Origin of the sequence: Pararhizobium sp. (assembly GCF_965279435.1) — a bacterium.
Classification (GTDB): Bacteria; Pseudomonadota; Alphaproteobacteria; order Rhizobiales; family Rhizobiaceae; genus Pararhizobium.
Genome location: NZ_CBDIHY010000003.1, coordinates 213061 through 235183, shown reverse-complemented (window position 1 = coordinate 235183; position 22123 = coordinate 213061). Strand labels below are relative to the sequence as shown.

Here is a 22123-nt window from a genome sequence, read left to right as displayed (position 1 = left end):
AGAGGGGTTACGGGAAGTCATCCGGCGCAAGGCAGATTTCTCTCGCAGTCTGTCGCAGTCTGTCGCAGTGATCGGCGAATATTTCAGTGCATAGGCGGTGCAACTATGTCTGCAGGCGTTGATGATTTTGCAATTTCAACTAGTGTATTGGTCTGTCACACACGTAAAGCCAGTGCAAACGCCGGAACCTTGGTAACGGTCATCTATGCCACTTTCGAGTGCTTCCATTTGCCGAATTGACTGCTCTTGTATGCGTCAGGCCTGACAGCACCGTACCCAGCGTCCGAGGCTCGTCCGGCCATTATTTTACCGACATGAAACCGGAACAAATCCGCAGGATGCCCGTTCCTGCCGTGTGGTGGAGGTAGCACATGTTCATTCGGTTGGGTTACGAGATAGGCATCAGCTGCAGTCAGCCGACCCCGATGATGACCTTTCTGTCCGTCGATCGTGCACGACGACACGATATCGTCAGCGAACACGGGCCGATTTCCGATCCTGTGGTCAAAATGGGAGAGGTGACCGATCCTTTCGGCAATGTCTGCATGCGGATGGTGGTGCCTGCAGGCGGCCTGCGTCTCACCTATGACGCGGTGATCAAGGATAGCGGACGGCCGGATCCGGTGAGCCGCAACGCTCAGGCTGTGCCTGTCGAAAAGCTGCCGCCTGAATGCCTGTCCTATCTTTCTGCCAGCCGTTACTGTGAAACCGACCGTTTTGGTGCCCTTGCCTGGCGTCTCTTCGGTGAGGTGGAGCCGGGCTGGGCGCGTGTGCAGGCGATCTGCGATTATGTGAACCAGCGATTGACCTTCAGCTATGGTTACACTGCAACGCTGCGCACCGCGATGGAGGCGCATGAGGAACGGGCAGGAGTGTGCCGCGACTATGCGCATCTCGCCGTCACATTGTGCCGGGCCATGAATATGCCGGCGCGCTACGTCAACGGCTACATGGGCGATCTCGGCGAAGCGGACAATCGGGCGCCGATGGATTTCAATGCCTGGTTCGAAGTGTTTCTCGACGACCGCTGGTACACGTTCGACGCGCGCCACAATGTTCCACGCATTGGCCGCATCGCTGTTGCGCGGGGCCGCGACGCTGCCGATATCCCGCTGATCCAGACATTCGGAAAACACGAATTGACGACTTTCAAGGTTTGGACCTCAACCGAAACCGACAGTGCGCTGACCAAGCGACATAGCCAGGCGGACGTCTCTCTTCTGACGCCGTGGTTCAGTGAGCGCTGGTCCCGGCTGGTCCAGCAGAGGGAACTCGAGCGGGAGCATTAAGCGCTTGAGGATGTTTCACCGGGTGGAGATGAGCCCCTAGGTTGGTTTTTCCCCGCAGGCCGCCAAAAGCAGAAAATAATATCTATAAACTTGGTGTAAAATAGCGGAGAAAAGGACAGCGGACTGCAGCCTTGATGGTTGCAGGCCATCTGCAGCAACTACCGTGGAGGACAGAATGCAAGGTTCGAAACCAGTCATGCAGAAAAGCCCGGTGAGCTATGGCGTGCATTCGGTGCCGCAGTTTTCCTGGGCGATGGCCGCGCAGGCCACCGCGTTGGCCGCCGCCTTCCTGTTCGTCACAGCCATGGTCTGCGGCGCGATCTGAGTTTAAAGACGCCCTATCGTCGATGTTTTCATCAAGCCCCTGATCCTTCCGGATGCAGGGGCTTTGGTTTTTCTGGGTGTGCGGGAAAGATGCTCATGGACAGCAAGCCAAGCATTGCCGCTGTCATCTGACACCCGCCAATTCAGCCGATTTGGCCTCGTGGCGCATATGCCGCAATTGACGGCGGCGGTGGACGGCCAGATCATCCCCCTTGCCGTCAGTCTCTGCGATATCGTAGCCTTGCCTCTGGAGGTCTAGCTCTTCCACGAAAGGGAGGGAGTTGGCTGCGGCCGCAGCAATCGCTGCTGCGTCTCAAACGGATTTTCAGCGGTAAACGCTAGCGCCAATCAATCACCGATTGGCTCACCGAAAAACAGAAGACGATATGACGGGAAGGACAAGAAGCATGCTCGACAAACGCAAGTTCTACATCAACGGCGAATGGGTCGCCCCGCTCATTGCCAACGATCTCGAGGTTTTGAATCCGGCGACGGAAAAGCCGGTCGCGGTGATTTCCATGGGAAGTGCTGGCGATATCGACCGCGCCGTTGCTGCCGCCAAGAACGCTTTTGCCACCTATAGCCGGACCACGACGGAAGAGCGTCTGGCGCTTCTGGAAAAGCTGCTGGCCATCTACAAGCGCCGCTATGAGGAAATGGCGCAGACGATCACGCTCGAGCTTGGTGCACCCCTGTCGATGAGCCGCGAACAGCAGGCCGATGTCGGCGTTGGCCATCTCCAGGGTTTCATCGATGCGCTGAAGCGCCTGCACACCCGCGAAGTGCTGCCGAACGGCGACGTCATGCTGCGCGAGCCGGTCGGCGTCTGCGGCCTGATTACGCCTTGGAACTGGCCGATCAACCAGATCGCTCTGAAGGTGGTGCCAGCACTTGCGACCGGCTCGACCTGCGTCTTGAAGCCGTCGGAATTCACGCCGCTGAACGCAATGCTCTATGCGGAAATGGTGCATGAGGCCGGCTTCCCGGCGGGCACGTTCAACCTTGTCAACGGCGATGGTCTGAATGTCGGTGCCGCTCTTTCCAAGCACAAGGACGTCGACATGATGTCGTTCACGGGCTCGACCCGCGCCGGCATCGCCGTCAGCAAGGATGCGGCCGAAACAGTCAAGCGCGTGACGCTCGAACTTGGCGGCAAGTCGCCGAATATCGTCTTCGAAGATGCCGATCTTGAAGATCGGGTTGCCGGCAGCGTGCTGGAATGCTTCAACAATTCCGGCCAGTCCTGCGATGCGCCGACACGTCTTTTGGTGCAGAAGTCGGTCTATGACAAGGCCGTCGAGATCGCCACGCGGGTCGGTAAAGAGGCCAAGGTTGGTGATCCAGCCAAGGAAGGCAGCCATATCGGGCCGCTGGTCAGCGATGTGCAGTTCGGCCGGGTGCAGGCTTTGATCGAGGCGGGTATTGCCGAGGGCGCGCGTGTTCTCGTCGGCGGTGCCGGCAAGCCGGAAGGTTTTGAGACCGGCTATTTCGTCAAGCCGACAATCTTTGCCGACGTCAACAATACCATGCGTATCGCCCGCGAAGAGGTTTTTGGCCCGGTGCTCGCCATCATGCCGTTCGAGACGGAAGAGGAAGCGATCGAGATCGCAAACGACACCAATTATGGTCTCGCAGCTTACGTCCAGACCGGCGACCCCAAGCGGGCAGAACGTGTCGCATCGCGGCTTCGCGCCGGTATGGTCCATATCAACGGTGGTGCACATCGCTATGGCAGCCCGTTCGGCGGCTACAAGCAATCCGGCAACGGCCGCGAAGGCGGCATGTTCGGGCTTGAGGATTTCCTCGAAGTGAAGACGGTTCACCGGCCGGACGCTGCCTGAGATCGGTCGAACTGAGCACGCCAGAAAAATCGAAATTCTTGCCGCCGGACGTATGGCGGCGGCAAGAAAATTCAATGGATCTTTCTCACACTGGTAGCGCTGCTTCTCAACGGTAGAGCTTGCCCAAGAAACGCTCGACCGATTGTCCCGAAGGGTGTTTCATGAGCGAGGCGAGGGTTGGCGAGGCCGTGACCAAGTGCATCGAACGGCCGCATCTTCGGGCCTCAGTTCACCGTTTCTGATCATTCCATGCACGGAAGTTGATGTTTCCCCGCGAAACGTTCTGATAGCTTCGATGCGTTATCGCGGCATACAAATGTTGCGCCCGCTTGTATTGGACAGCATTCGTGTCGGACACCGCACTCCCTTCATCGTCGAAACCAGCGTCGTCTTCCGCCAACCGGCTTGCGCTGATTGCGTTATTGATCGGTGGTGCTGCCATCGGCGGTTCCCCCATCTTCGTGCGGCTGTCGGAAGTCGGGCCGATGGCGACGGCGTTCTGGCGGGTGGCGCTGGCGCTTCTGCCGCTGCTGATCTGGTCGAGGGCAACAGCAAATACTGTCACGGATCAGCGTCCGGCCGGATGGGTAGATTACGGTCTGCTGGTGTTGCCCGGTGTCTTCCTCGCGATCGATCTTGCTGCCTGGCATCTGGCGCTGCACATGACCTCGGTTGCCAACGCGACGCTGCTTGCCAATCTGGCGCCGATCTTCGTGACGCTGGGCTCGTGGCTGTTGTTTCGCGCCCGCGTCAGCGGCGTGTTCATCACGGGTCTGGCGACAGCGTTGGCGGGCGTGGTGATCCTGAAGGGCGGGCCGATGGCGCTGGGCGACGGTCAACTCGCGGGTGACGCGACGGCAGCGCTGGCTGCGGTTTTCTATGCCGGTTATATCCTGTCGATCGGCCGTTTGCGCAGCCGCTTTTCCACCAATCGCATCATGATCTGGAGCACGACATCGGCCGCGATCTGCATGTTGCCGATCGCCTTCTTCTTCGAGGCCAGCTTCATGCCGACAGCCCTATTCGGCTGGGCAATGCTGTTCGGGCTTGCCTTCATTAGCCATGCTGGCGGGCAGGGGCTGATCATCTATGCGCTCGCTTTCCTGCCGCCGGCGTTTTCATCGCTGACGCTGCTGTTGCAGCCGGTTGTGGCAGGGATCCTCGCGTGGCTGCTGCTCAGCGAACCGGTCGGGCTGATGCAGGCCATCGGCGGGGCAATCGTGCTTGCCGGTATCCTGATCGCCCGCCGAGGCTGATGTTGTTGGAGACTAGATACCCGGCAGATTGAAGCCGGAAAGCCGTTCCTCAAGCTTCAGGATCGTCGGCGCATCGGCGTTGGCAAAGGCGAAACGCAGGTAACCTTCCTGTCCCTCACCAAAATAATCGCCGGGCAGGCAGACGATACCGGCGATCTTCGCCAGCTTCTCGGCGACGAATTCCGAGCGAATATCCGGATAGGGATGGCGGATGTAAGCGAAATAGGCGCCGATCGCCTGCAGCTTCCAGCCTGTCAGCCTGCTCATGACGTGTTTCAGCGCATCGGCGCGGTTGGTGATTTCAGCGCGATTGCCCGCTCTCCATTCGCCAAGCGCCGGAATGGCCTTGGCAACAGCCGTCTGCGCCGAGCGCGGCGCGCAGATCTGCAGGTTGTCCATGATCTTCGCGACCTGCTCGACGACGGCCGGTCCCGCCGTGATGGCGCCCAGCCGGTGGCCGGGAATGCAGAAGGATTTGGAGAAGCTGTAGAGGCAGACGAGACTGTCCTGCCACCCTTTGATGGACAGAAGATCATGCGGCGCGCCGCTGCCTTCGGGCAGGAAGTCGCGATAGGTCTCGTCGAGGATCAGCCAGGTGCCGTTGGCGCGGCAAAGATCATAGATCCGGCGCAGCAGTGCTGGCGGATAGACGGCGCCGGTCGGATTGTTGGGCGTGACCAGCGCCAGGGCGCGGATGCCGGGCTTCAGCGCCGCGGCAATGGCATCGACATCCGGCAGGAAACCATCGGCCGCGTCGCAAGGCACCAGCTCGATGCCGATGCCGAGCATTGCCAGTGTCGTCTGCTGGTTGAAGTAGAACGGATTGGTCATCAGCACCGTATCGCCTGCACCGGCAATCGCCATGACCGTGCAGATGAAGGCCTGGTTGCAGCCGGACGTGACGTGGATGTTTTCAGCTTTGACCGGGGCGTTGTAGAGCCCGGAGACATGTTCCGCATAGGCGGTGCGCAACACCTCTTCGCCTTCGATCGCACCATAACCGGTGAAGGCGGGGGAGGAGGCTGCCTCACCCAGCCATTGCAGCATATCCGGATGGGCGGGATAGCCGGGCACGGCCTGGCTGAGGTCGATCAGCGGTCCGCGCGACCCATCATAGGCCTTGGCCCAGGCGAGGACGGAAGGCACTGGCGGCGGCGAGAGCTTGGCGATCAGCGGATTGAAATGCGGCATCGGCTTGTCCTGTGGTTCTAAAGCTTTGGTGTTCTTACGATTTGGCGCGGCGTTTCGGCGTCGGCTCCGGACGCCTGGTGCGGGCGGGAGAGGAGACGGGCTGGAAGCTGTCCTTGGCGGGTAGGCGTTCAGGCGCGCTGACCTTATGAGTCCGGGCGCGGATGATGGTGCGTGCCGAGGTCTGTAGCTCCGGCATGGGGTCATTTTCAAGGGCTGAAAACAGCCAGTCGATGAAGACCTTGACGATAGGTGCCGCACGGACCTCGTTGCGGCAGGCGACGTAGAAGGCGTCATTGGCCGGAACCGTCAGATCGAACGGCGCAATCAGTTCGCCTTTGGCAATCAGGCTGCCGGCGGTAATCGTATCGCCGAGCGCCACGCCCTGATTGTGCAGGGCTGCCTCTGTGGACAGCCGGGCGTCGCTCATGAAATGCTGGCGGCCACGCTGGATGCCGATGCCGTCGGCGGCGGCAAGCCAGGTGTTCCACTCGCGCCCGTCATCGCCATGCAGGATGACATGATCGCGCAAGTCGCGCAGCGAACGCAAAGGCCGCATGTTGAGGAGCGTCGGGCTGACGACCGGAAACAGTTCAAGCCGGCTCCACAGCCGCGCCCAGCAATCCGGCCAGTTGCCGTCGCCATAGAGCAGGCAGATATCGACATCTGCGGAAAACAGATTGGCCGCATCGTTGGAGGCGATCAGGGTCAGCTGCACGTCGGGAAACTGTTCGGTGAACTGATGCAGGCGCGGGATCATCCAGAAGGACAGCAGCGCGGGCACGCAGACGATGCGCAATTCGCCGCTGGTGGTTGGCCTCGTCATTGCGGCAGTGGCGGCGGCGATGCCTTCGAAGGCATGCGTGACGGCGGGCAGAAGCAGGGCACCCTGCGAGGTCAGTTTCAGCCGCTTGCCACCACGCTCGAACAGGGCGGCGTTGAAGGAGAGTTCCAGCGCTCTTATCTGATGGCTGATGGCCCCATGCGTGACATTGAGCTCGCGGGCGGCGGCCGAAACCGAACCACGCCGGGCGGTCGCCTCAAAGGCGCGCAAGGGGTTCAGCGGGGGCAGGCGGCTGGACAAAATGTACGCTCCGGGGCGTCGACAACGATGTTAGTTTTTCTCACATCAAACGCTATAACAATGTCAATTGATTTTCCAATCAATTTGTTTGCTAATAGGATCAACAAGAGGCAAAAGCCTGGGGAACATGCATCCGGTACCATCTCTGGCAAACAGGGGCGGTTTTCCGGCTTTTGGCGGCAAGAGCATCTCACTTTACGCTCGACAACCACCTGAAATCGCACGTCTTCCAGGCCCAACATGAGGTCAAGCGGATATGGCGTGGGATGACAGCAAGCTCAACGAATTGAAGGCGAAGTACGGCGAAGCCCATGGCGGCGAGATGTTCGACCCGACCTTCCGCAAGGTTGCCGACAAGATCTTCTCCAAGAACGGCACGCGCCTTGCTCCTTACTCGGGCATTCCGACATTTTTGATGGCGCCGTACGTGCCTGTCGATGCCAATGAGCCGGATTTCGGCAATCTGCAGGTCGCCATCGTCGGCATACCGATGGATCTGGGTGTCACCAACCGTCCGGGCTCGCGTTTCGGGCCGCGCGCCATGCGCACTATCGAGCGGATCGGTCCCTATAATCACGTGCTCGGTTGCGCTCCGGTGCACGATCTGCGCGTCGCCGATATCGGCGATGTGCCGTTCCAGAGCCGCTACCGGCTCGAACTCAGCCATGACGATATCGAAAAGCGCATCAACCAGATCGTCGATGCCGGCGTGGTTCCGCTTTCTGTCGGCGGCGATCACTCCATCAGCCACCCGATCCTGAAAGCCGTCGGCAAGAAGCGCCCGGTCGGCATGATCCATATCGATGCCCATTGCGATACCGGCGGCGCCTACGACCTCACTAAATTTCATCACGGTGGCCCGTTCCGCAATGCGGTTCTCGACGGCGTGCTCGATCCGACCCGCACCATCCAGATCGGTATTCGCGGCTCCTCGGAATATCTGTGGGAGTTTTCCTACGAGTCCGGCATGACCGTTGTTCACGCCGAGGAAGTCACCGGCATGGGCATTCCGGCGATCATCGAGAAGGCCAAGAAGATCGTCGGCGATGGTCCGACCTATCTGTCCTTCGACATCGACAGCGTCGACCCGAGCTTTGCGCCGGGCACCGGAACGCCGGAAATCGGCGGTCTCACCACCCGCGAAGTGCTGGAGCTGATCCGCGGCTTGAAGGGGCTGAACCTGGTCGGCGGCGATGTCGTCGAAGTCGCGCCGCAGTACGATTCGACCACCAACACGGCGCATGTCGGCTCGCAGGTCCTGTTCGAAATCCTCAGCCTCATGGTGTTCAGCCCGTTCGTCAATGGCACGCGGGATTAGGGCAGCGTTGCCCCTCATCCGCCCTGTCGGGCACCTTCTCCCCGCCTGCGGGGAGAAGGATGTGAGGCACGCTCCGTTCCTCCCGGCAATTTAGGGGAGATAGCGGCAAATTCGATCGTCCCCTCTCCCCGTTTACGGGGAGAGGGCTAGGGTGAGGGGCAGGTGCCCAATCCAATTTCCGTGCTTATCGCAAACAAAAATCAACAAGGGGAATACAATGGCCAAACTCTCAAGCTTTAAATCCGGTCTTACTGCTGCCCTCATGCTCAGCGGTGCCGTTCTCGGTTTCGCATCGGCCGCCAATGCGGATGCCATCGATGACATCACCAAGGCTGGCGTGCTCAACGTCGGCGTCTTTGCCGACTTCCCGCCGTTCTCTTCGGCCAGCGCCGATATGAGCCTTAAGGGCTATGACATCGACGTCGCGCAGTACATTGCAGACGCCCTCAAGGTGAAGCTGGTCCCGGTTCCGGTCACCGGCCAGAATCGCATCCCGTATCTCACCGAAAAGCGCGTCGATATGCTGGTCAGCGTCGGCTTCAGCAAGGAACGCGCTGAAGTGATCGATTTCGCCGCAGCCTATGCGCCGTACTATATTGCGGTGATCGGCCCAGCCGCCATGGAAGTGAAGGGTAAGGAAGACCTTGCCGGCAAGAGCATCGCCGTTAATCGCGGCACGCTGGAAGACACCTCGCTGACGGAAGCAGCCCCCAAGGATGCCGACATCAAGCGTTTCGACAACTATAACTCGGTGATCCAGGCGTTCATCTCCGGCCAGACCGAACTGATGGTTGTCGGCAACGATGTCGGTGCCCAGGTTCTCGCCCGTCAGGAAGCCTTGAAGCCGGAACAGAAGTTCCAGCTCCTGACCTCGCCGTCGCATCTGGCGCTCAACAAGGGCGAAGACCGCCTGAAGACGGCGATCAACGATGCCGTTGCCAAGATGCTGGCCGATGGCAAGCTGAATGCAAGCTCGGAAGCGTGGCTGAAGGTGCCGCTCAATCCTGAAAACCTGAAGGATTGATCCTTTGGGCTATGTGCTCGATTTCGGCTGGCTGAGCGACGCGGTCTCGCTGATCGCCAGCGGTGCAGCCATGACGGTATTCCTGATCGCGGTGTCGGCTGTTGCCGGCATCGTGCTCAGCGTTTTGGGCGCCGCCGGGCGGCGTAGCCGCCATGCGTGGCTGCGCCGTGCCATCGCCGGCTATGTCGAGCTCATCCGCAACACGCCGTTTCTGGTGCAGTTGTTCTTCATCTATTTCGGATTGCCAAGCCTTGGCATCCGTCTCGACCCGGTCGTCGCCGCCATCCTGGCAATGACCCTGAACATGACCGCCTATACGACGGAAATCGTCGGTGCCGGTCTCGATGCAGTGCCGAAGGGACAGAAGGAAGCAGCCCTTGCGCTTGGGTTGAGACCTCGCCAGGTGTTCATCAAGATCGTGCTGCCGCAGGCGTTGAAGGTGATTTTCCCGGCGCTGACCAGCCAGATCGTCATCATGATGCTGGAATCGGCCGTCGTCTCGCAGATCGCCGTGCGCGAACTGACCTATGAGGCCGATCTTCTGCAGGCCCGGACATTCCGCGCCTTCGAGACTTATTTCATCGTGACGCTGGTCTATCTCGCCTTGAGCATCGGCCTGCGCCGCCTGCTCGTCGCCAGCGGCAACCGCTTCCTCTCCGGAGGCGTGTTGTGATCGAATTCACCCTCTGGGACATCATCCGCAATCTGCTTCTGGCCGCGCGCTGGACCATCCTGCTGTCTGCCGTCGCGTTTGTTGGCGGCACCATTGTCGGCTTGCTCATCCTGTTCATGCGCATTTCGAAACGGCGCTGGGTGCAGCGGTTTGCCGAATATTACATCGGCCTGTTTCAGGGCACGCCGCTTCTGATGCAGCTGTTCCTTTTGTTCTTCGGCCTGCCGCTGCTTGGCCTGCGCATCGAACCCTGGACGGCTGCGGTGCTGGGCTTGACGCTGTGCGCCAGCGCGTTTCTGGCGGAAATCTGGCGCGGTGGTGTGCAGGCCGTGCCGGTTGGGCAATGGGATGCCGGTAGCAGTCTGGGGCTTCATTATCTCAAGCAGTTGCGGTTGATCATCCTGCCGCAGGCCTTTGCGATGACACGGGCGCCGACGGTCGGTTTTCTGGTGCAGCTGATCAAAAGCACAGCCTTGACATCGATCATCGGATTTGAGGAACTGGTGCGGACCTCGAATGCGATCAACAATGCAACCTTCGAACCGTTCAAGGTCTATGGCTTCGTTGCGCTGATCTATTTCGCCTTGTGTTTTCCGCTGACGCGATACGCAAAAATGCTGGAGCTTCGGGCTCTAAAACACTGATCAAACCGGGATCCGGGCTTGCCAGCCGGGTCAAAAATTGGGAACAGACCGGAAGCTAAAAAGCGGCCGGCATAAAACAGGAGAACCACGATGACAGATTTTCTCAAACAGACGATCGGCCGCCGCGCCGTGCTCGGCGCTGGCCTTGCCGGCGTATCGATGCTGGCCATGCCGTCGATCCTGCGTGCGCAGGAAAAGTCGCTGAAGGTCGGCGTCTATGGCGGTTACTTCAAGGATTCGTTCGACAAGAACATCTTTCCTGATTTCACCAAGGCGACCGGTATCGCTGTTGAAGCGATTGCCGAGCCGACTGGCGAAGCCTGGCTGGTTCAGCTCGATCAGGCCGCCAAGGCAGGCCAGGCTCCGGCCGATGTCTCGATGATGTCGCAGGTGGCGATGCTGAAGGGCCAGGCGACCGATCTCTGGGCGCCGCTCGACATGTCCAAGATCCCCAATGGTTCGAACCTCATCGACCGTTTCGTCAATAAGTATCCGGACGGCCGCGTTGCCGGTATCGGTGCCGTTTCCTGGTACATCACGCTGGTCACCAACACCGACGTCTATAAGGAAGCCCCGACCTCCTGGCAGGCATTCTGGGATCCGGCAAATGCCGACAAGCTCGGTCTGCTGGCGCTGGTCTCCAACTCCTTCCTGCTCGAAGTGACGGCAAAGACCTTCTTTGGCGGCACCAATGCGCTGGATACGGAAGAAGGCGTCCAGAAGGCGTTCGACAAGCTGGCCGAGGTCAAGCCGAACGTGCGCCTGTGGTATCGCGACGAAGCCCAGTTCGAGCAGTCGCTGAAGTCGGGCGAAATCCCGATGGGCCAGTACTACCACGACGTCACCGGCCTTGCCGCTGCCGACGGCAATCCCGTCCGCTCAACCTTCCCGAAGGAAGGCGGCATTCAGGATAGCGGTTGCTGGGCGCTGTCGCGTGCTTCGACCAAGGTCGATGAAGCCCATCAGTTCATCAATTACATGAGCCAGCCGTCGATCCAGGCGATCCTGTCGCGCAAGGTCGGCACCTCGCCGACGGTCAAGCGCGAGCTGACCGACCTGACGGATGCGGAATTCGCGGCCGTTTCGTCGGACATCGAGCCGATCATTCCGCGCTACGATCTCTATCAGACGAAGTCGGATCGGCTGAACCAGAAATGGACCGAACTGATCGTCGGTTGATTTTCACCCTCCCCTTGAGGGGGAGGGGCGGCACGTAGTGCCGGGGTGGGGTGACTTTTGCGCCAAACAATGGATCACCCCCACCCGCAACTGCGCTGCGACCTCCCCACTCAAGGGGGAGGTAAAGGCCGCCAGGACCGTCTTGTGTCCGGCTGGTAACTGAAGACGCGATTTCCGCATGATGCGAAAAGACAGGAACAACATGTCAGGCCTGGCCCTCAACAATGTCACGAAGGAATTCGGGACTTTCACCGCGGTTAACAATGTCGAGCTGACGGTGCCGCATGGTACGTTCGTCTGCATGCTCGGACCGTCCGGGTGCGGCAAGACCACGCTTTTACGGATGATCGCCGGCCTCGATCTGCCGACCGGTGGCACGATCCAGCTTGACGGTGAAGACATTACCCATGTTCCGACCCACAAGCGTAATCTCGGCATGGTGTTCCAGTCATTGGCGCTGTTCCCGCATCTGACCGTCGGCGAGAATATCGCCTATCCCTTGCGCATTCGTGGCGCGCCGAAGGAAGACCAGAAGAAGCGCGTCGACGAATTGCTGTCGATGATCCATCTTGGCGGTTATGCCGATCGGCCGGTGTCAAAACTCTCCGGCGGCCAGCGCCAGCGCGTGGCGATTGCCCGGGCATTGGCGATCTCGCCAAAGCTGTTCCTGCTCGACGAGCCGCTATCGGCGCTCGACGCCAAGCTGCGCGAAGCGATGCAAGTGGAGCTGCGCCAGCTGCAGCAGCAGCTCGGCATCACCACCATCGTCGTCACCCATGACCAGCGCGAGGCGATGACCATGGCCGATACCGTCGTGGTCATGAAGGGCGGCGAAATCCGCCAGGCAGCGTCACCGATCGAGATTTACCGCCGCCCGGCCGATACGTTCGTTGCCGACTTCATCGGTTCGACCAATCTGCTCGAAGCCGAAGCCGACAGCACCGGTGGCGTTGCAGTGCTTGGCCAGCCCGTGTCCGGTGTTTCTCTCGGGGCAGGCATCCGCAAGGCAACGCTGTCGATCCGGCCGGAAGACGTGCATCTGACGGCACCCGGCAATGGCGCGCTGTCCGGCACGGTCACTTTCGTGCGCGATCTCGGCGGCACGATTGAAACCTTCGTCGATATCGCCGGCCGCCAGATCGTTGCGGTCTCGACGCCGCGCGCCCGGCCGGACGTCACTGTCGGCCAGCCGGTCGGCGTTGTGCTTTTGCCAGACGTTTGCGTGGTGCTGGCCAAATGAGACGCGAAGCCCCGCAAAAATTGAGCGATTACGGCCCGCTGTTCTTCCCGGCGATGATGCTGATCGTCTTCTTTGTCGTGCCGTTTGCGACGATGATTGCCGTCTCGTTCTTCCAGCGCCAGCAAGGCGGCTTTTATGTGCCCGCGTTCGAATTCGCCAACTATGAGCGGTTCCTCAGTCTGTTCTTCGCCAATGTGCTCGGCTTTTCGCTGATGCTCGCGGTCACGGTTGCGATCTGCTGCATCGTGCTCGCTGTTCCCTTCACCTATCTGCTGACGCGGATGAAGCGGAAAGTGCAGATCGTCTGGCTGGTGGCGCTGCTGTCGGTTCTGTCGCTGTCGGAAGTGATCATCGGATTTGCCTGGTCGACACTGTTTTCACGCACCGCCGGGATTACCAACCTGCTGGTGATGGCGGGCATCATGAGCGAAGCCAAGGCCCTGTTGCCCAGTTTCGGCGCGGTGCTGACCGGCATGGTCTACCAGGCCTTCCCCTATACGGTTCTGGTGCTGTATCCCGCGTTGGTCCGGCTTGACCCGACGCTGACGGAGGCGGCCCGCACGCTTGGTGCATCGCCGATCAAGGCGTTCTTTACGGTCGTCATTCCCGCGCTTCGCAACACCATCACCGCAACGCTGATCATGGTCTTCATCTTCGCGCTCGGTTCCTATCTGCTACCGCAACTGCTCGGGCGGCCGCAGCACTGGACGCTGTCGGTGCTGATCACCGACCAGGCGATTTACCAGTCGAACATGCCGTTCGCGGCAGCGATGGCGGTGTTCCTGGTGCTGGTGACGCTCGGGCTGGTGGCGTTGACCGTTCTTGCCGGACGCAAGGGAGAGGCGGCATGACCAGTACGCTCAGCAAAGTCTATTTCTTCCTGATAGGCCTGTTCCTGGCCGCACCGATGATTGTCGTTGCCGGCGTGTCGGTGAATGCCAAGCAGACGCTGGCCTTTCCGCCGAAGGGGTTTTCGCTCGCCTGGTACGGCGAAATCTTCCTCAATCCGGAATGGCGCAACGCGCTGTTTGCCTCGCTGACGCTGGCCATCCTGTCGGCCGCACTGGCCGTTGCCATCGCCTTGCCGCTCGCCTGGTTCCTCTGGCGGCGGATTGCGCCTTGGGCCAATATCTTCCAGCTTCTCGGCATCGCGCCGTTCACGCTTCCGCCGGTGATCACAGCCCTTGGTTTGCTGACCTTCTGGGCCACGACCGGTTTCTACGGCCAGCCCTGGACCGCCGTCGTCAGCCACGCGATCTTCTTCGTGACGCTGCCGCTGGTGACCCTATCGCTCGGCTTTACCGCGATCGACCGTTCGCTGGTCGAGGCGGCGGCAACGATGGGCGCTGATGACCGGACGATCTTCCACACTGTCGTCCTGCCGCTGATCCTGCCCTATATCGTCTCGGGTTATGCGTTTGCCTTCGTCCTGTCGCTCAACGAATATATCGTGGCCTATATGACCGTCGGCTTCACCGTGGAAACGTTGCCGATCAAGATCTTCAACGCATTGCGCTACGGTTACACACCGACCATGGCCTCCGTGACGATCCTGTTCGTCGCTACCGCGGCCATCATCTTCTCCCTTGTCGCGCGGTTCGGCGATTTGCCGAAACTGCTCGGCGCCATGTCATCGGACGACACATGATCAAGCTCGCCGCCCTGCAGATGAAATCGGAAAGCGGCGATACCGCCGCCAATCTCGCCCGCATCGAACAGGCGGCGCGGGAAGCGGCGGCCAAGGGCGCAAGCCTTTTGATCACGCCGGAACTCGGGCTGACCGGCTATGGTGCCGGTGATATCATCCGCGAACTGGCGGAACCTGCGGATGGTCCGCTGGTCAAGCAGCTGCAGCGTATTTCAACCGAGGCCGGCGTTGCGATCATTGCTGGTTTTGCCGAAAAGGCTAATGGCGCGATCTTTAATAGCGCGGTCTATGTCGATGGCGCGGCTGTCCCAGTCATCTATCGCAAATCTAATCTCTATGGCGATTACGAGCGGGGGCTGTTTTCGGCTCCCGAACCGGCCACCGTTTTGTTTGACCATCGCGGTGTCAAATGCGGCGTGCTGATCTGCTACGATGTCGAGTTCCCGGAAAATGTACGGCGGCTTGCGCTTGCCGGTGCGGATGCTGTTCTGGTGCCGACGGCATTGCCGGCCGGCTATTCCGGGACGTTCATTGCCGATCACATGATCCAGACCCGCGCCTTCGAAAACCAGGTTTTCGTAGCCTATATCAATCATTGCGGCGCAGACGAGCGGTTTACCTTTGCCGGGTCGTCGCGCATTGCCGCGCCTGACGGCAGTCTTCTGGCCAATGCGCCTCCCCATGGCGAAACATTGATGGTCGTTACCATCGATCCGATCGACTTCAAGGTTTCCAGAAGCGAGAACACCTATCTCACGGACATGCACGTTCCGGCGTAAGCGCCATCACAATACGGTGAACCCTTTGCTTTGATGCTGGCTGAAGAAACCATCCGGCCTGCCAAACCGTATCTCTCCAAACACAAGGAGAGAATGATGAAACGGTTTCTGGCAGCGCTTGTTGTTCCGGTTGCCCTGCTTTCGGCCCTGCCGGCATTCGGGCAGGATACGATGATGGAGCGGTTCTTTCGCGGCAAGACCACGGCGACGGGATCGTTTTCCGCTGTTAACGGTGTCAAGCGGCAGTTCGACGTGGTGCTGACCGGCCGGGTGCGCGGCGACAGGCTGACGGTACGCGAGGATTTCGTCTATTCCGACGGCGAGCGCGACCGCAAGACCTGGCGTTTCGTGCGCACCGGTCCTGCCACATATTCGGGAACGCGCGAAGATGTCGTCGGCACGACGACGCTGCGGGTCGACGGCAATACGGCGCGCTTCACTTATCTGGTTGATCTCGATGCCGGCCCAGGTACGAATATCGTCCGTTTCTATGACAAGATGGTCTTGGCGGCAGATGGGCGTAGTATCACCAATACGGCGACCGTCTGGAAATACATCTTTCCGGTGGCGCGCGTGACGGTCGATTTCAAACGCTAAACCCCGTCAGGATCATCGTTCACATATTGTGAACAATCTGTCCGTGCCGGGCATCTTTCTAAAACGCGCCACGCAGCCGATATTCGCTTCATATCTTCACGAATGGAGGCAGCCATGAGCTTGCAACTGACAGGAATTCACCACCTCACTGCGATTACTGCCAATGCCAAGGAAAACCTGCGCTTCTACACCCAGATCCTCGGCATGCGGCTGGTCAAGAAGACCGTGAACCAGGACGATACCACTGCCTATCACCTGTTCTATGCCGACGGCGAGGCAACGCCGGGCACCGACCTGACGTTTTTCGACTGGCCGGTCAACCGCGAAACCCGTGGTACCCATAGTGTTTCGCGGACCGGCCTTCGCGTCGGTAGCCCGGAAAGCATCGAATGGTGGAAGGCCCGGTTTGGCGAATTGAGCATCGTGTCCGGCGATGTCATCGAGATCGACGGCCGAATGTCGCTTGATTTCGAGGACGGCGAAGGCCAACGGTTCCGGCTGATCGACGATGGCGGGCTTGCGCCGTCGCATACGTGGGATCGCAGCCCGGTTCCAGCCGAACACCAGATCAAGGGTCTCGGGGCCATCACCATGAGCGTCCCGGATATCACCAATACGCAACTGGTGCTGGAGCAGGTGATGAACATGACGAAGCAGCGGCAGTACCCATCGCCGGATAGCAATGGCGAGGTGCATGTGTTCTCGATGGGTGCAGGTGGTCCGGCGGCAGAACTGCATGTCGTCGTTCAGCCCGGCCTGCCCACTGCCCGGCAGGGTGCAGGTGCTGTCCATCACGTCGCGTTCCGCGCACCGGACGAGGCTGCGCTGCACGTATGGACCGAACGGCTGGAGGAATTCCGCCTGCCATCGAGCGGCGAGGTCGAGCGGTTCTATTTCCGCTCGCTCTATTTCCGCGAGCCGAACGGCATCCTGTTCGAGATCGCCACCGACGGTCCCGGCTTTGCCGTGGACGAGCCGATGGAAACCTTGGGCGAAGGCCTGTCGCTGCCGCCGTTCCTGGAGCATAAGCGGGTCCAGATCGAGGCCCGGCTGAAGCCGCTGGTCTAAACGCCAAAACCAAGCCGGGAGCACAACTCCCGGCTTTTTTGTCTGTACTTTTCCACATTTCGCCGCATGCTTCCGGCAACGCAAAAGGGACACTTACGCATGACAAATTTGATCGGCATATCCGGAAGCCTGCGAAAGGCATCGTTCAACACGGCTCTTTTGAAGACGGCGATGACGCTTGCGCCGGATGGCGTGACCTTCACCTCCGGCACCATCGAGGGCATTCCGCTCTACAACGCGGATGTCGAGCGCGAAGGCGTGCCGGAAGCGGTGCAGGTGCTGAAGGACCAGATCGCCGCCGCCGATGGCGTCATCCTGTTTACGCCGGAATACAACAATTCAATTCCGGGTGTGTTCAAGAACGCCATCGACTGGGTGAGCTCGTCGATGACCGGTGCGCCGAACGTGTTTGCCGGACGCGCCTGCGCCCTTGCCGGGACGTCGCCTGGCCCATTCGGGACGCTGCTCAGCCAGAACGCGTGGCTGTCCGTGCTGCGTACGCTCGGTGCTGATCTCTGGTCCGGCAAGCGGTTGATGCTGCCGAAAGCGGGATCGCTGTTCGACAAGGAAGGGCGGTTGATCGACGAAGAGGCCAAGGCGCGGCTGAAGAGCTTTGTCGAGAGTTTTGCCGGCTATGTTGCCGGAAAAACGGCTTAGGGCTTTACGGGGAGGTCAGTCCCCGCTTCGAGGGCCGACCAAATTTGAGTTGTCCGCTTTGGCAGAATGACGACCTCACATTCCGTCATCCTCGCCCTTGTGGCGGGGATCCAGCCAGTTCAAGTCCTTGAACTGAAGTGGTCTTTTGACCCGACGGACGTCGGGTCGCTGGATCCCCGCCACAGGGGCGAGGATGACGGAGAGTAGGGTTGCGCTCTCGTCAGATAAACGTTTCAGGTGATCGACACCGGTGCTTACGGGGACATCAATCACCGATCGTTTTCAACCAATCGCGAACTGCATCTGCGTCCATCGGGCCGATCTCGTGGCCGGCATTCAGGGTGACGGTTGCGAGTGTCGCGCCGGCCTTGCGCAACACTCCTTCCAGCGGTGTGGCATAGCGGGAATAGCCGTCCGTCTTTCCCGTCACCAACAGGATTTCGGTGCCGGAAAGATCCGCGTCCGGTATTGTGTCCAACGGGTTCATCATGCGTAACAGCGCTGCCTTGCGGATCACTCCGGGGTGCAGCAGCATGGTGGCGATTAGCATGTTGGCACCGTTGGAGTAGCCGACGAAAACCATCTTGTCGCGGTCAAGGCCATAGGCCGAAACAGCCCCGTCGATCATCGCGACAAAGGCTTCCGCTTCCGAGGCAATGTCCTTCTGGTCGAAGGTGAAGGGCGTAAGCCTGCGGAAGAACCGCGGGTGACCTTCCTCGGTGCTGCGGCCTCTGAGGCTGAGCAGCAGCGCGTTCGGGGCGATCTGGCGGCCGAGCGGCAAGAGGCTGGTTTCGTTGGCGCCGCTGCCGTGCAGCAGCACCAGCGTGGTGCCGTCGGGATTATCCGCTTGGTGCAGGCGGTGGATGAACGGCAGGTCGCGCTCGGTGAAGCGTTCCTCGCCGGGCAGTCCGAATTGCGGCAGCATGACGAGATTGTCCTGCAGGTTGCCGCCGAAATGCTCGGGCACGAACAGTTTTGTTCCGAGCGTCTCCAGGCTCTCGTCCACAGTCATGCCGGGCGCATCGGTGGCGAATTCGAACAGGGTTCCACCCGGCTCGCGGACATAGAGCGAATAGAAGTATTTGCGGTCATGAGCGTTGATCTCGCCTGCATCTTCCGCCTCAAGCTGCGTGCGCAGATCCTTGACCGCTGCCTCGCTCACCGCGCGAAAGGCGATATGATCGATGGTGCCGGTGCCGGGCGCCGCCGTCCAGAAACCACCGGCATCGCGGACGTCGATGATATCACCGGAATCGGAGACAAGCCGCCGGATGGCATCCGTCTTGTCTGCCTCGGTATAGCCGAAATGCCGGGTGACGAAAGCGGCGGTGCCATCGGGTGTGGCAGTCAGGATCGTGGCACCACGCAGCCGCCGGATTGCGTCACTTGGCGGAATGTCAGCAGTGGCATGCAGGGCAGGGCTGGTTGCAGCGTCGCTGCCGACAAGCTTGACGATGACGCCGTCCGGATCCTTCAGCCGGATGACAGGCTCACCGAATTCGTGCGTCGGGCCGGTCGCCGTCACATTGTACCGAAGCGCCCGGGTGAGCCAGAAGCCAAGACTTTCCGGCGCGATGGCGAAGGCGATCTCGCTCGGCTGGCCGTGGCCGACGCGGCCGGGGGCGCCGTCCTCCCAGACGAGAAATGTGACCAGCGATCCCGGCGATCCGGCCTCGTCGCCGTAGAGCAGATGCAACTGTGCCGCATCCTCGAAGCCGGCCGTGCGCTTGACAAGGCGAAGGCCGAGGAAGCCCGCGTAAAAATCGACGTTCGGCTGTACTTTACGGGTGATCAGAGTAATGTGGTGGATGCCGCTTGTCATGTCTTCAAATCCGTTGCTTTGACTGCACAAAAGCAGCAAAAAGAGCGCCGCGCCAGCGCTTCTGCGTGAACACATTGTCCACCGTATAACCGCCCAAACGGACACCCGTCGCAGCCGTGCTTAGCGGATTCCCGGTCGATCCTTTGCCAGGAATGCCTTGAAGGCATCGGCGTAGTCCGGATGCCAGCGCGACAATGGCGGGCGGTTTTCGATGATGTCGCCGGCGGCCCAGAGGATGCGTTTTTCGTCAGTAGTACGCGCGACGTCATTGTCCGGGCAGAGAATGTAGAAATCGCCGCCTTCAAGGCTCTGCATCATGAAATCGACAGTCTCCTGGGAAGTCCAGGCAGCGTCCGGCTTTTCGGTGCGGCCGTTTGCGGTCAGGCCGGTATAGACGAAGCCGGGGATCAGCAGATGGGCGGTGATGTTGCCGTCGGGTGTGTTGCGCAGATCGTGCTGGAGTGCTTCGGTGAAGGCTTTGACGCCGGCTTTGGCGATATTGTAGGCGGGATCGCCGGGCGGGGTGGTGATGCCCTGCTTGGAGCCGGTGTTGATGATCAGGCCCGTCTGACCATGGGCGATCATGGCAGGCGCAAAAACGCGCGAACCGTTGATGACGCCCCAGAGATTGACGGCAAGCACCTTTTCCCACGCATCCTGCGCGCCAAAAATCGCGCTGCCGGGTTGGATGCCAGCATTGTTCATCAGCACGTGCACCCGGCCGAAGCGCGCGATTGCCCCGGCTTGCAGAGCCTCGAGAGAACCGATGCTTGAGACGTCCGTCGCGACCGCAATGACGCTATCGGGGCCATGCGGGGAGATGGCTGCCGTATCCCGGGCAGCCTTGTCCAGCCGCTCGCCGGGCAGGTCGGCGAGGACGACGTTCATGCCCAGTCCGGCAAAGCGTCTGGCGGCGGCAAGTCCGATCCCGGATGCTGCTCCGGTCACGACGGCGACGTGGTTGCTGGCAAAGGCTGGATGATTCATGGCTTCTGTCTCATTTTCGAGGGCATGGTCTTGGACGGAAAACTAGGCAAGCCGGGTGGATAAGTCCACCATTGCCGCCGACAGTCCCCTTGCCGGACTGACAACCGGCTCTAATTTCAAGACAATTCAAGCTCCTGCTTTCCAATCCAGACATTGCCGCAAGGGAACCCAATGGCCGCGCCTAAAACCCGGAACAACAGACAGACCCCATGCGAACAATGTCCCCTGCGTGCCCTCCCGCATTTCCGCGAATTCAAGCCGGATGAACTGGAGTTCGTTTCCAACTTCAAGACCGGCGAACTGGCCGTCGATGCCGGGACCACGATCTTGGTGGAGGGATCACACAGCGCCCATCTGTTCACGGTGCTCTCCGGCTGGGGCTTTCGCTACAAGATGCTCGATGATGGCCGCCGGCAGATACTGAACTACATGATGCCGGGGGATTTGATCGGCCTGCAGGGCAGCCTGATGGGCGAGATGCAGCATTCGGTCGAGGCGCTTTCACCGGTGACACTCTGCGTTTTCGAGCGAGACAAGCTCGGGACGCTCTATCGTAATTATCCCGACCTTGCCTATGACCTCACCTGGATTGCCGCGCAGGAAGAACGTATCCTGGACGAAAATCTGCTCAGCATCGGGCGGCGATCGGCACTTGAGCGCGCGGCCTATCTGCTGGCCTTCCTCTATCAGCGCGCCAAGGCAAGCAATCTGTTCGTCGGCGAACGTGTCTCCATTCCGATCACCCAGCAGCATGTCGCCGATACGCTCGGGCTGTCCATCGTTCACACCAACAAGACGCTGAAAAAGCTCGGCGAACGCAAGCTGATCCGTTGGGCCGATCGCGGTTGTGACATTCTGGACGATGTCGGGCTGATGAAAATATCGGGCTGGGACGGATATCGCGAAACGCTCCGGCCGTTCATCTGAGGTGCCGGAGGTGCAGATTAAATCGCGCCAGGACGTGTCTTATTTAAATGCCGTTCTCCCCGTCTTGTCATAGGTGTCGGTTTCAATATCCGCTCTCAAACGGAGCAGGCTGATTCTCAGACGGGATCCATCGGTGACGCTCACGGAAATTCCAGTGTCGATCAAGCGCGTGCTGGTGTTGGAAGACAATTTCATCATCGCCATGGAAGCCGAGGATATTCTGAAGTCGATCGGCATCGGCCATGTCGAGATTGCCGGCAATGTTGCCGAGGCGCAGGCTTTGATTGAGGAGCACGCCTTCGATTTTGCCCTTCTCGATGTCAATTTGGGTGCATACACGAGCTTCGATTTCGCCGGTCTGCTGATCGAGCGCGGCATAGCCTTCGGTTTTGTCAGCGGTTATGGCGACGATTTCGACTTTCCTCCCGCGCTGCGCGACATATCCCGCATCAGTAAGCCTTTCAACGAAAGCTCTGTGGCTGGCCTTCTGGGTGCGGCATTGGTTAGCCGGCCTTAGCCCTCATTCTGCTCCATCGCCTCAGGCATTCCGGCTCCGCGTAAGCTGGCGCTGCGCAACC

Annotated in this window: 22 protein-coding genes; 18 read left to right on the top strand and 4 right to left on the bottom strand. The window is 60.2% G+C overall.

Features of this window, described 5'->3' with window-relative positions; all coding sequences use genetic code 11:
- Positions 1 to 371 precede the first annotated feature (371 nt).
- From ACQY8Q_RS06810 to ACQY8Q_RS06795, 4 genes are all read left to right on the top strand, one after another.
- Positions 372 to 1289 (top strand): transglutaminase-like domain-containing protein, encoded by a 918-nt coding sequence (locus tag ACQY8Q_RS06810; RefSeq protein ID WP_428425922.1) that lies wholly within the window; start codon positions 372 to 374, stop codon positions 1287 to 1289.
- A gap of 175 nt (positions 1290 to 1464) precedes the next feature.
- Positions 1465 to 1614 (top strand): hypothetical protein, encoded by a 150-nt coding sequence (locus tag ACQY8Q_RS06805; RefSeq protein WP_428425921.1) that lies wholly within the window; start codon positions 1465 to 1467, stop codon positions 1612 to 1614.
- A 406-nt stretch (positions 1615 to 2020) separates the two neighbouring features.
- Positions 2021 to 3454, top strand: coding sequence for an aldehyde dehydrogenase family protein (locus ACQY8Q_RS06800; RefSeq protein WP_428425920.1), 1434 nt, complete (start codon positions 2021 to 2023; stop codon positions 3452 to 3454).
- 347 nt (positions 3455 to 3801) lie between these two features.
- Positions 3802 to 4710, top strand: a complete 909-nt coding sequence (locus ACQY8Q_RS06795) for a DMT family transporter (protein ID WP_428425919.1) — start codon at positions 3802 to 3804, stop codon at positions 4708 to 4710.
- A gap of 12 nt (positions 4711 to 4722) precedes the next feature.
- Here ACQY8Q_RS06795 and ACQY8Q_RS06790 read toward each other — a convergent pair whose 3' ends face one another.
- Together ACQY8Q_RS06790 and ACQY8Q_RS06785 are read right to left on the bottom strand one after the other, a co-directional pair.
- Complete coding sequence (locus ACQY8Q_RS06790; protein WP_428425918.1) at positions 4723 to 5901, bottom strand: aminotransferase; 1179 nt, start codon at positions 5899 to 5901, stop codon at positions 4723 to 4725.
- 34 nt (positions 5902 to 5935) lie between these two features.
- The gene (locus tag ACQY8Q_RS06785) at positions 5936 to 6982 is read right to left on the bottom strand and encodes a LysR substrate-binding domain-containing protein (protein WP_428425917.1); all 1047 of its coding nucleotides are present in this window, start codon (positions 6980 to 6982) and stop codon (positions 5936 to 5938) included.
- Between the two features lie 256 nt (positions 6983 to 7238).
- On the opposite strand from ACQY8Q_RS06785, the gene speB reads away from it, so the two are divergent.
- From speB to ACQY8Q_RS06725, 12 genes are all read left to right on the top strand, one after another.
- Positions 7239 to 8300 (top strand): agmatinase, encoded by a 1062-nt coding sequence (gene speB, locus ACQY8Q_RS06780; protein WP_428425916.1) that lies wholly within the window; start codon positions 7239 to 7241, stop codon positions 8298 to 8300.
- 217 nt (positions 8301 to 8517) lie between these two features.
- Complete coding sequence (locus ACQY8Q_RS06775) at positions 8518 to 9324, top strand: transporter substrate-binding domain-containing protein (RefSeq protein WP_428425915.1); 807 nt, start codon at positions 8518 to 8520, stop codon at positions 9322 to 9324.
- A gap of 4 nt (positions 9325 to 9328) precedes the next feature.
- Positions 9329 to 9997, top strand: a complete 669-nt coding sequence (locus tag ACQY8Q_RS06770) for an amino acid ABC transporter permease (protein WP_428425914.1) — start codon at positions 9329 to 9331, stop codon at positions 9995 to 9997.
- Positions 9994 to 10641, top strand: a complete 648-nt coding sequence (locus ACQY8Q_RS06765) for an amino acid ABC transporter permease (protein ID WP_428425913.1) — start codon at positions 9994 to 9996, stop codon at positions 10639 to 10641. The genes ACQY8Q_RS06770 and ACQY8Q_RS06765 overlap by 4 nt, the downstream gene beginning before the upstream one ends.
- Before the next feature lie 90 nt (positions 10642 to 10731).
- Positions 10732 to 11820, top strand: a complete 1089-nt coding sequence (locus ACQY8Q_RS06760; RefSeq protein WP_428425912.1) for an ABC transporter substrate-binding protein — start codon at positions 10732 to 10734, stop codon at positions 11818 to 11820.
- A gap of 202 nt (positions 11821 to 12022) precedes the next feature.
- Complete coding sequence (locus ACQY8Q_RS06755) at positions 12023 to 13060, top strand: ABC transporter ATP-binding protein (RefSeq protein WP_428425911.1); 1038 nt, start codon at positions 12023 to 12025, stop codon at positions 13058 to 13060.
- Entirely contained in the window at positions 13057 to 13911 is an 855-nt protein-coding gene (locus ACQY8Q_RS06750) for an ABC transporter permease (RefSeq protein WP_113245108.1), read from the top strand. Before ACQY8Q_RS06755 ends, ACQY8Q_RS06750 begins: the two co-directional genes overlap by 4 nt.
- A complete protein-coding gene (locus tag ACQY8Q_RS06745; protein ID WP_428425910.1) occupies positions 13908 to 14708 on the top strand; it encodes an ABC transporter permease in 801 nt (266 codons plus the stop codon). Before ACQY8Q_RS06750 ends, ACQY8Q_RS06745 begins: the two co-directional genes overlap by 4 nt.
- A complete protein-coding gene (locus tag ACQY8Q_RS06740) occupies positions 14705 to 15487 on the top strand; it encodes a carbon-nitrogen hydrolase family protein (protein WP_428425909.1) in 783 nt (260 codons plus the stop codon). The genes ACQY8Q_RS06745 and ACQY8Q_RS06740 overlap by 4 nt, the downstream gene beginning before the upstream one ends.
- A gap of 96 nt (positions 15488 to 15583) precedes the next feature.
- Positions 15584 to 16084: a DUF3833 family protein gene (locus ACQY8Q_RS06735; RefSeq protein WP_428425908.1), complete on the top strand. Its 501-nt coding sequence runs from the start codon at positions 15584 to 15586 to the stop codon at positions 16082 to 16084.
- A gap of 114 nt (positions 16085 to 16198) precedes the next feature.
- Positions 16199 to 17152 carry a ring-cleaving dioxygenase gene (locus ACQY8Q_RS06730; RefSeq protein WP_428425907.1) on the top strand — a complete coding sequence of 318 codons (954 nt, stop codon included), beginning with the start codon at positions 16199 to 16201 and terminating at the stop codon, positions 17150 to 17152.
- A 99-nt stretch (positions 17153 to 17251) separates the two neighbouring features.
- Complete coding sequence (locus ACQY8Q_RS06725) at positions 17252 to 17809, top strand: NADPH-dependent FMN reductase (protein WP_428425906.1); 558 nt, start codon at positions 17252 to 17254, stop codon at positions 17807 to 17809.
- Positions 17810 to 18074: 265 nt separating this feature from the next.
- On the opposite strand, the gene ACQY8Q_RS06720 is transcribed toward ACQY8Q_RS06725, so the two are convergent.
- Positions 18075 to 19631: a VOC family protein gene (locus ACQY8Q_RS06720; protein WP_428425905.1), complete on the bottom strand. Its 1557-nt coding sequence runs from the start codon at positions 19629 to 19631 to the stop codon at positions 18075 to 18077.
- A 120-nt stretch (positions 19632 to 19751) separates the two neighbouring features.
- Positions 19752 to 20618 carry an SDR family NAD(P)-dependent oxidoreductase gene (locus ACQY8Q_RS06715; RefSeq protein WP_428425904.1) on the bottom strand — a complete coding sequence of 289 codons (867 nt, stop codon included), beginning with the start codon at positions 20616 to 20618 and terminating at the stop codon, positions 19752 to 19754.
- A gap of 171 nt (positions 20619 to 20789) precedes the next feature.
- Here ACQY8Q_RS06715 and ACQY8Q_RS06710 point away from each other — a divergent pair, with 171 nt between their 5' ends.
- The gene (locus ACQY8Q_RS06710; RefSeq protein ID WP_428425903.1) at positions 20790 to 21545 is read left to right on the top strand and encodes a Crp/Fnr family transcriptional regulator; all 756 of its coding nucleotides are present in this window, start codon (positions 20790 to 20792) and stop codon (positions 21543 to 21545) included.
- A gap of 133 nt (positions 21546 to 21678) precedes the next feature.
- A complete protein-coding gene (locus ACQY8Q_RS06705) occupies positions 21679 to 22062 on the top strand; it encodes a response regulator (protein ID WP_428425902.1) in 384 nt (127 codons plus the stop codon).
- The last annotated feature ends 61 nt before the right edge of the window (positions 22063 to 22123 follow it).

Coding starts and splice junctions, on each gene's coding strand:
- ACQY8Q_RS06740 (WP_428425909.1), top strand. CDS start 14,705: ATGATCAAGCTCGCCGCCCTGCAGATGAAATCGGAAAGCGGCGATACC.
- ACQY8Q_RS06710 (WP_428425903.1), top strand. CDS start 20,790: ATGGCCGCGCCTAAAACCCGGAACAACAGACAGACCCCATGCGAACAA.
- ACQY8Q_RS06800 (WP_428425920.1), top strand. CDS start 2,021: ATGCTCGACAAACGCAAGTTCTACATCAACGGCGAATGGGTCGCCCCG.
- ACQY8Q_RS06720 (WP_428425905.1), bottom strand. CDS start 19,631: ATGACAAGCGGCATCCACCACATTACTCTGATCACCCGTAAAGTACAG.
- ACQY8Q_RS06735 (WP_428425908.1), top strand. CDS start 15,584: ATGAAACGGTTTCTGGCAGCGCTTGTTGTTCCGGTTGCCCTGCTTTCG.
- ACQY8Q_RS06750 (WP_113245108.1), top strand. CDS start 13,057: ATGAGACGCGAAGCCCCGCAAAAATTGAGCGATTACGGCCCGCTGTTC.
- ACQY8Q_RS06805 (WP_428425921.1), top strand. CDS start 1,465: ATGCAAGGTTCGAAACCAGTCATGCAGAAAAGCCCGGTGAGCTATGGC.
- ACQY8Q_RS06755 (WP_428425911.1), top strand. CDS start 12,023: ATGTCAGGCCTGGCCCTCAACAATGTCACGAAGGAATTCGGGACTTTC.
- ACQY8Q_RS06790 (WP_428425918.1), bottom strand. CDS start 5,901: ATGCCGCATTTCAATCCGCTGATCGCCAAGCTCTCGCCGCCGCCAGTG.
- ACQY8Q_RS06775 (WP_428425915.1), top strand. CDS start 8,518: ATGGCCAAACTCTCAAGCTTTAAATCCGGTCTTACTGCTGCCCTCATG.
- ACQY8Q_RS06760 (WP_428425912.1), top strand. CDS start 10,732: ATGACAGATTTTCTCAAACAGACGATCGGCCGCCGCGCCGTGCTCGGC.
- ACQY8Q_RS06730 (WP_428425907.1), top strand. CDS start 16,199: ATGAGCTTGCAACTGACAGGAATTCACCACCTCACTGCGATTACTGCC.
- speB (WP_428425916.1), top strand. CDS start 7,239: ATGGCGTGGGATGACAGCAAGCTCAACGAATTGAAGGCGAAGTACGGC.
- ACQY8Q_RS06715 (WP_428425904.1), bottom strand. CDS start 20,618: ATGAATCATCCAGCCTTTGCCAGCAACCACGTCGCCGTCGTGACCGGA.
- ACQY8Q_RS06810 (WP_428425922.1), top strand. CDS start 372: ATGTTCATTCGGTTGGGTTACGAGATAGGCATCAGCTGCAGTCAGCCG.
- ACQY8Q_RS06745 (WP_428425910.1), top strand. CDS start 13,908: ATGACCAGTACGCTCAGCAAAGTCTATTTCTTCCTGATAGGCCTGTTC.
- ACQY8Q_RS06725 (WP_428425906.1), top strand. CDS start 17,252: ATGACAAATTTGATCGGCATATCCGGAAGCCTGCGAAAGGCATCGTTC.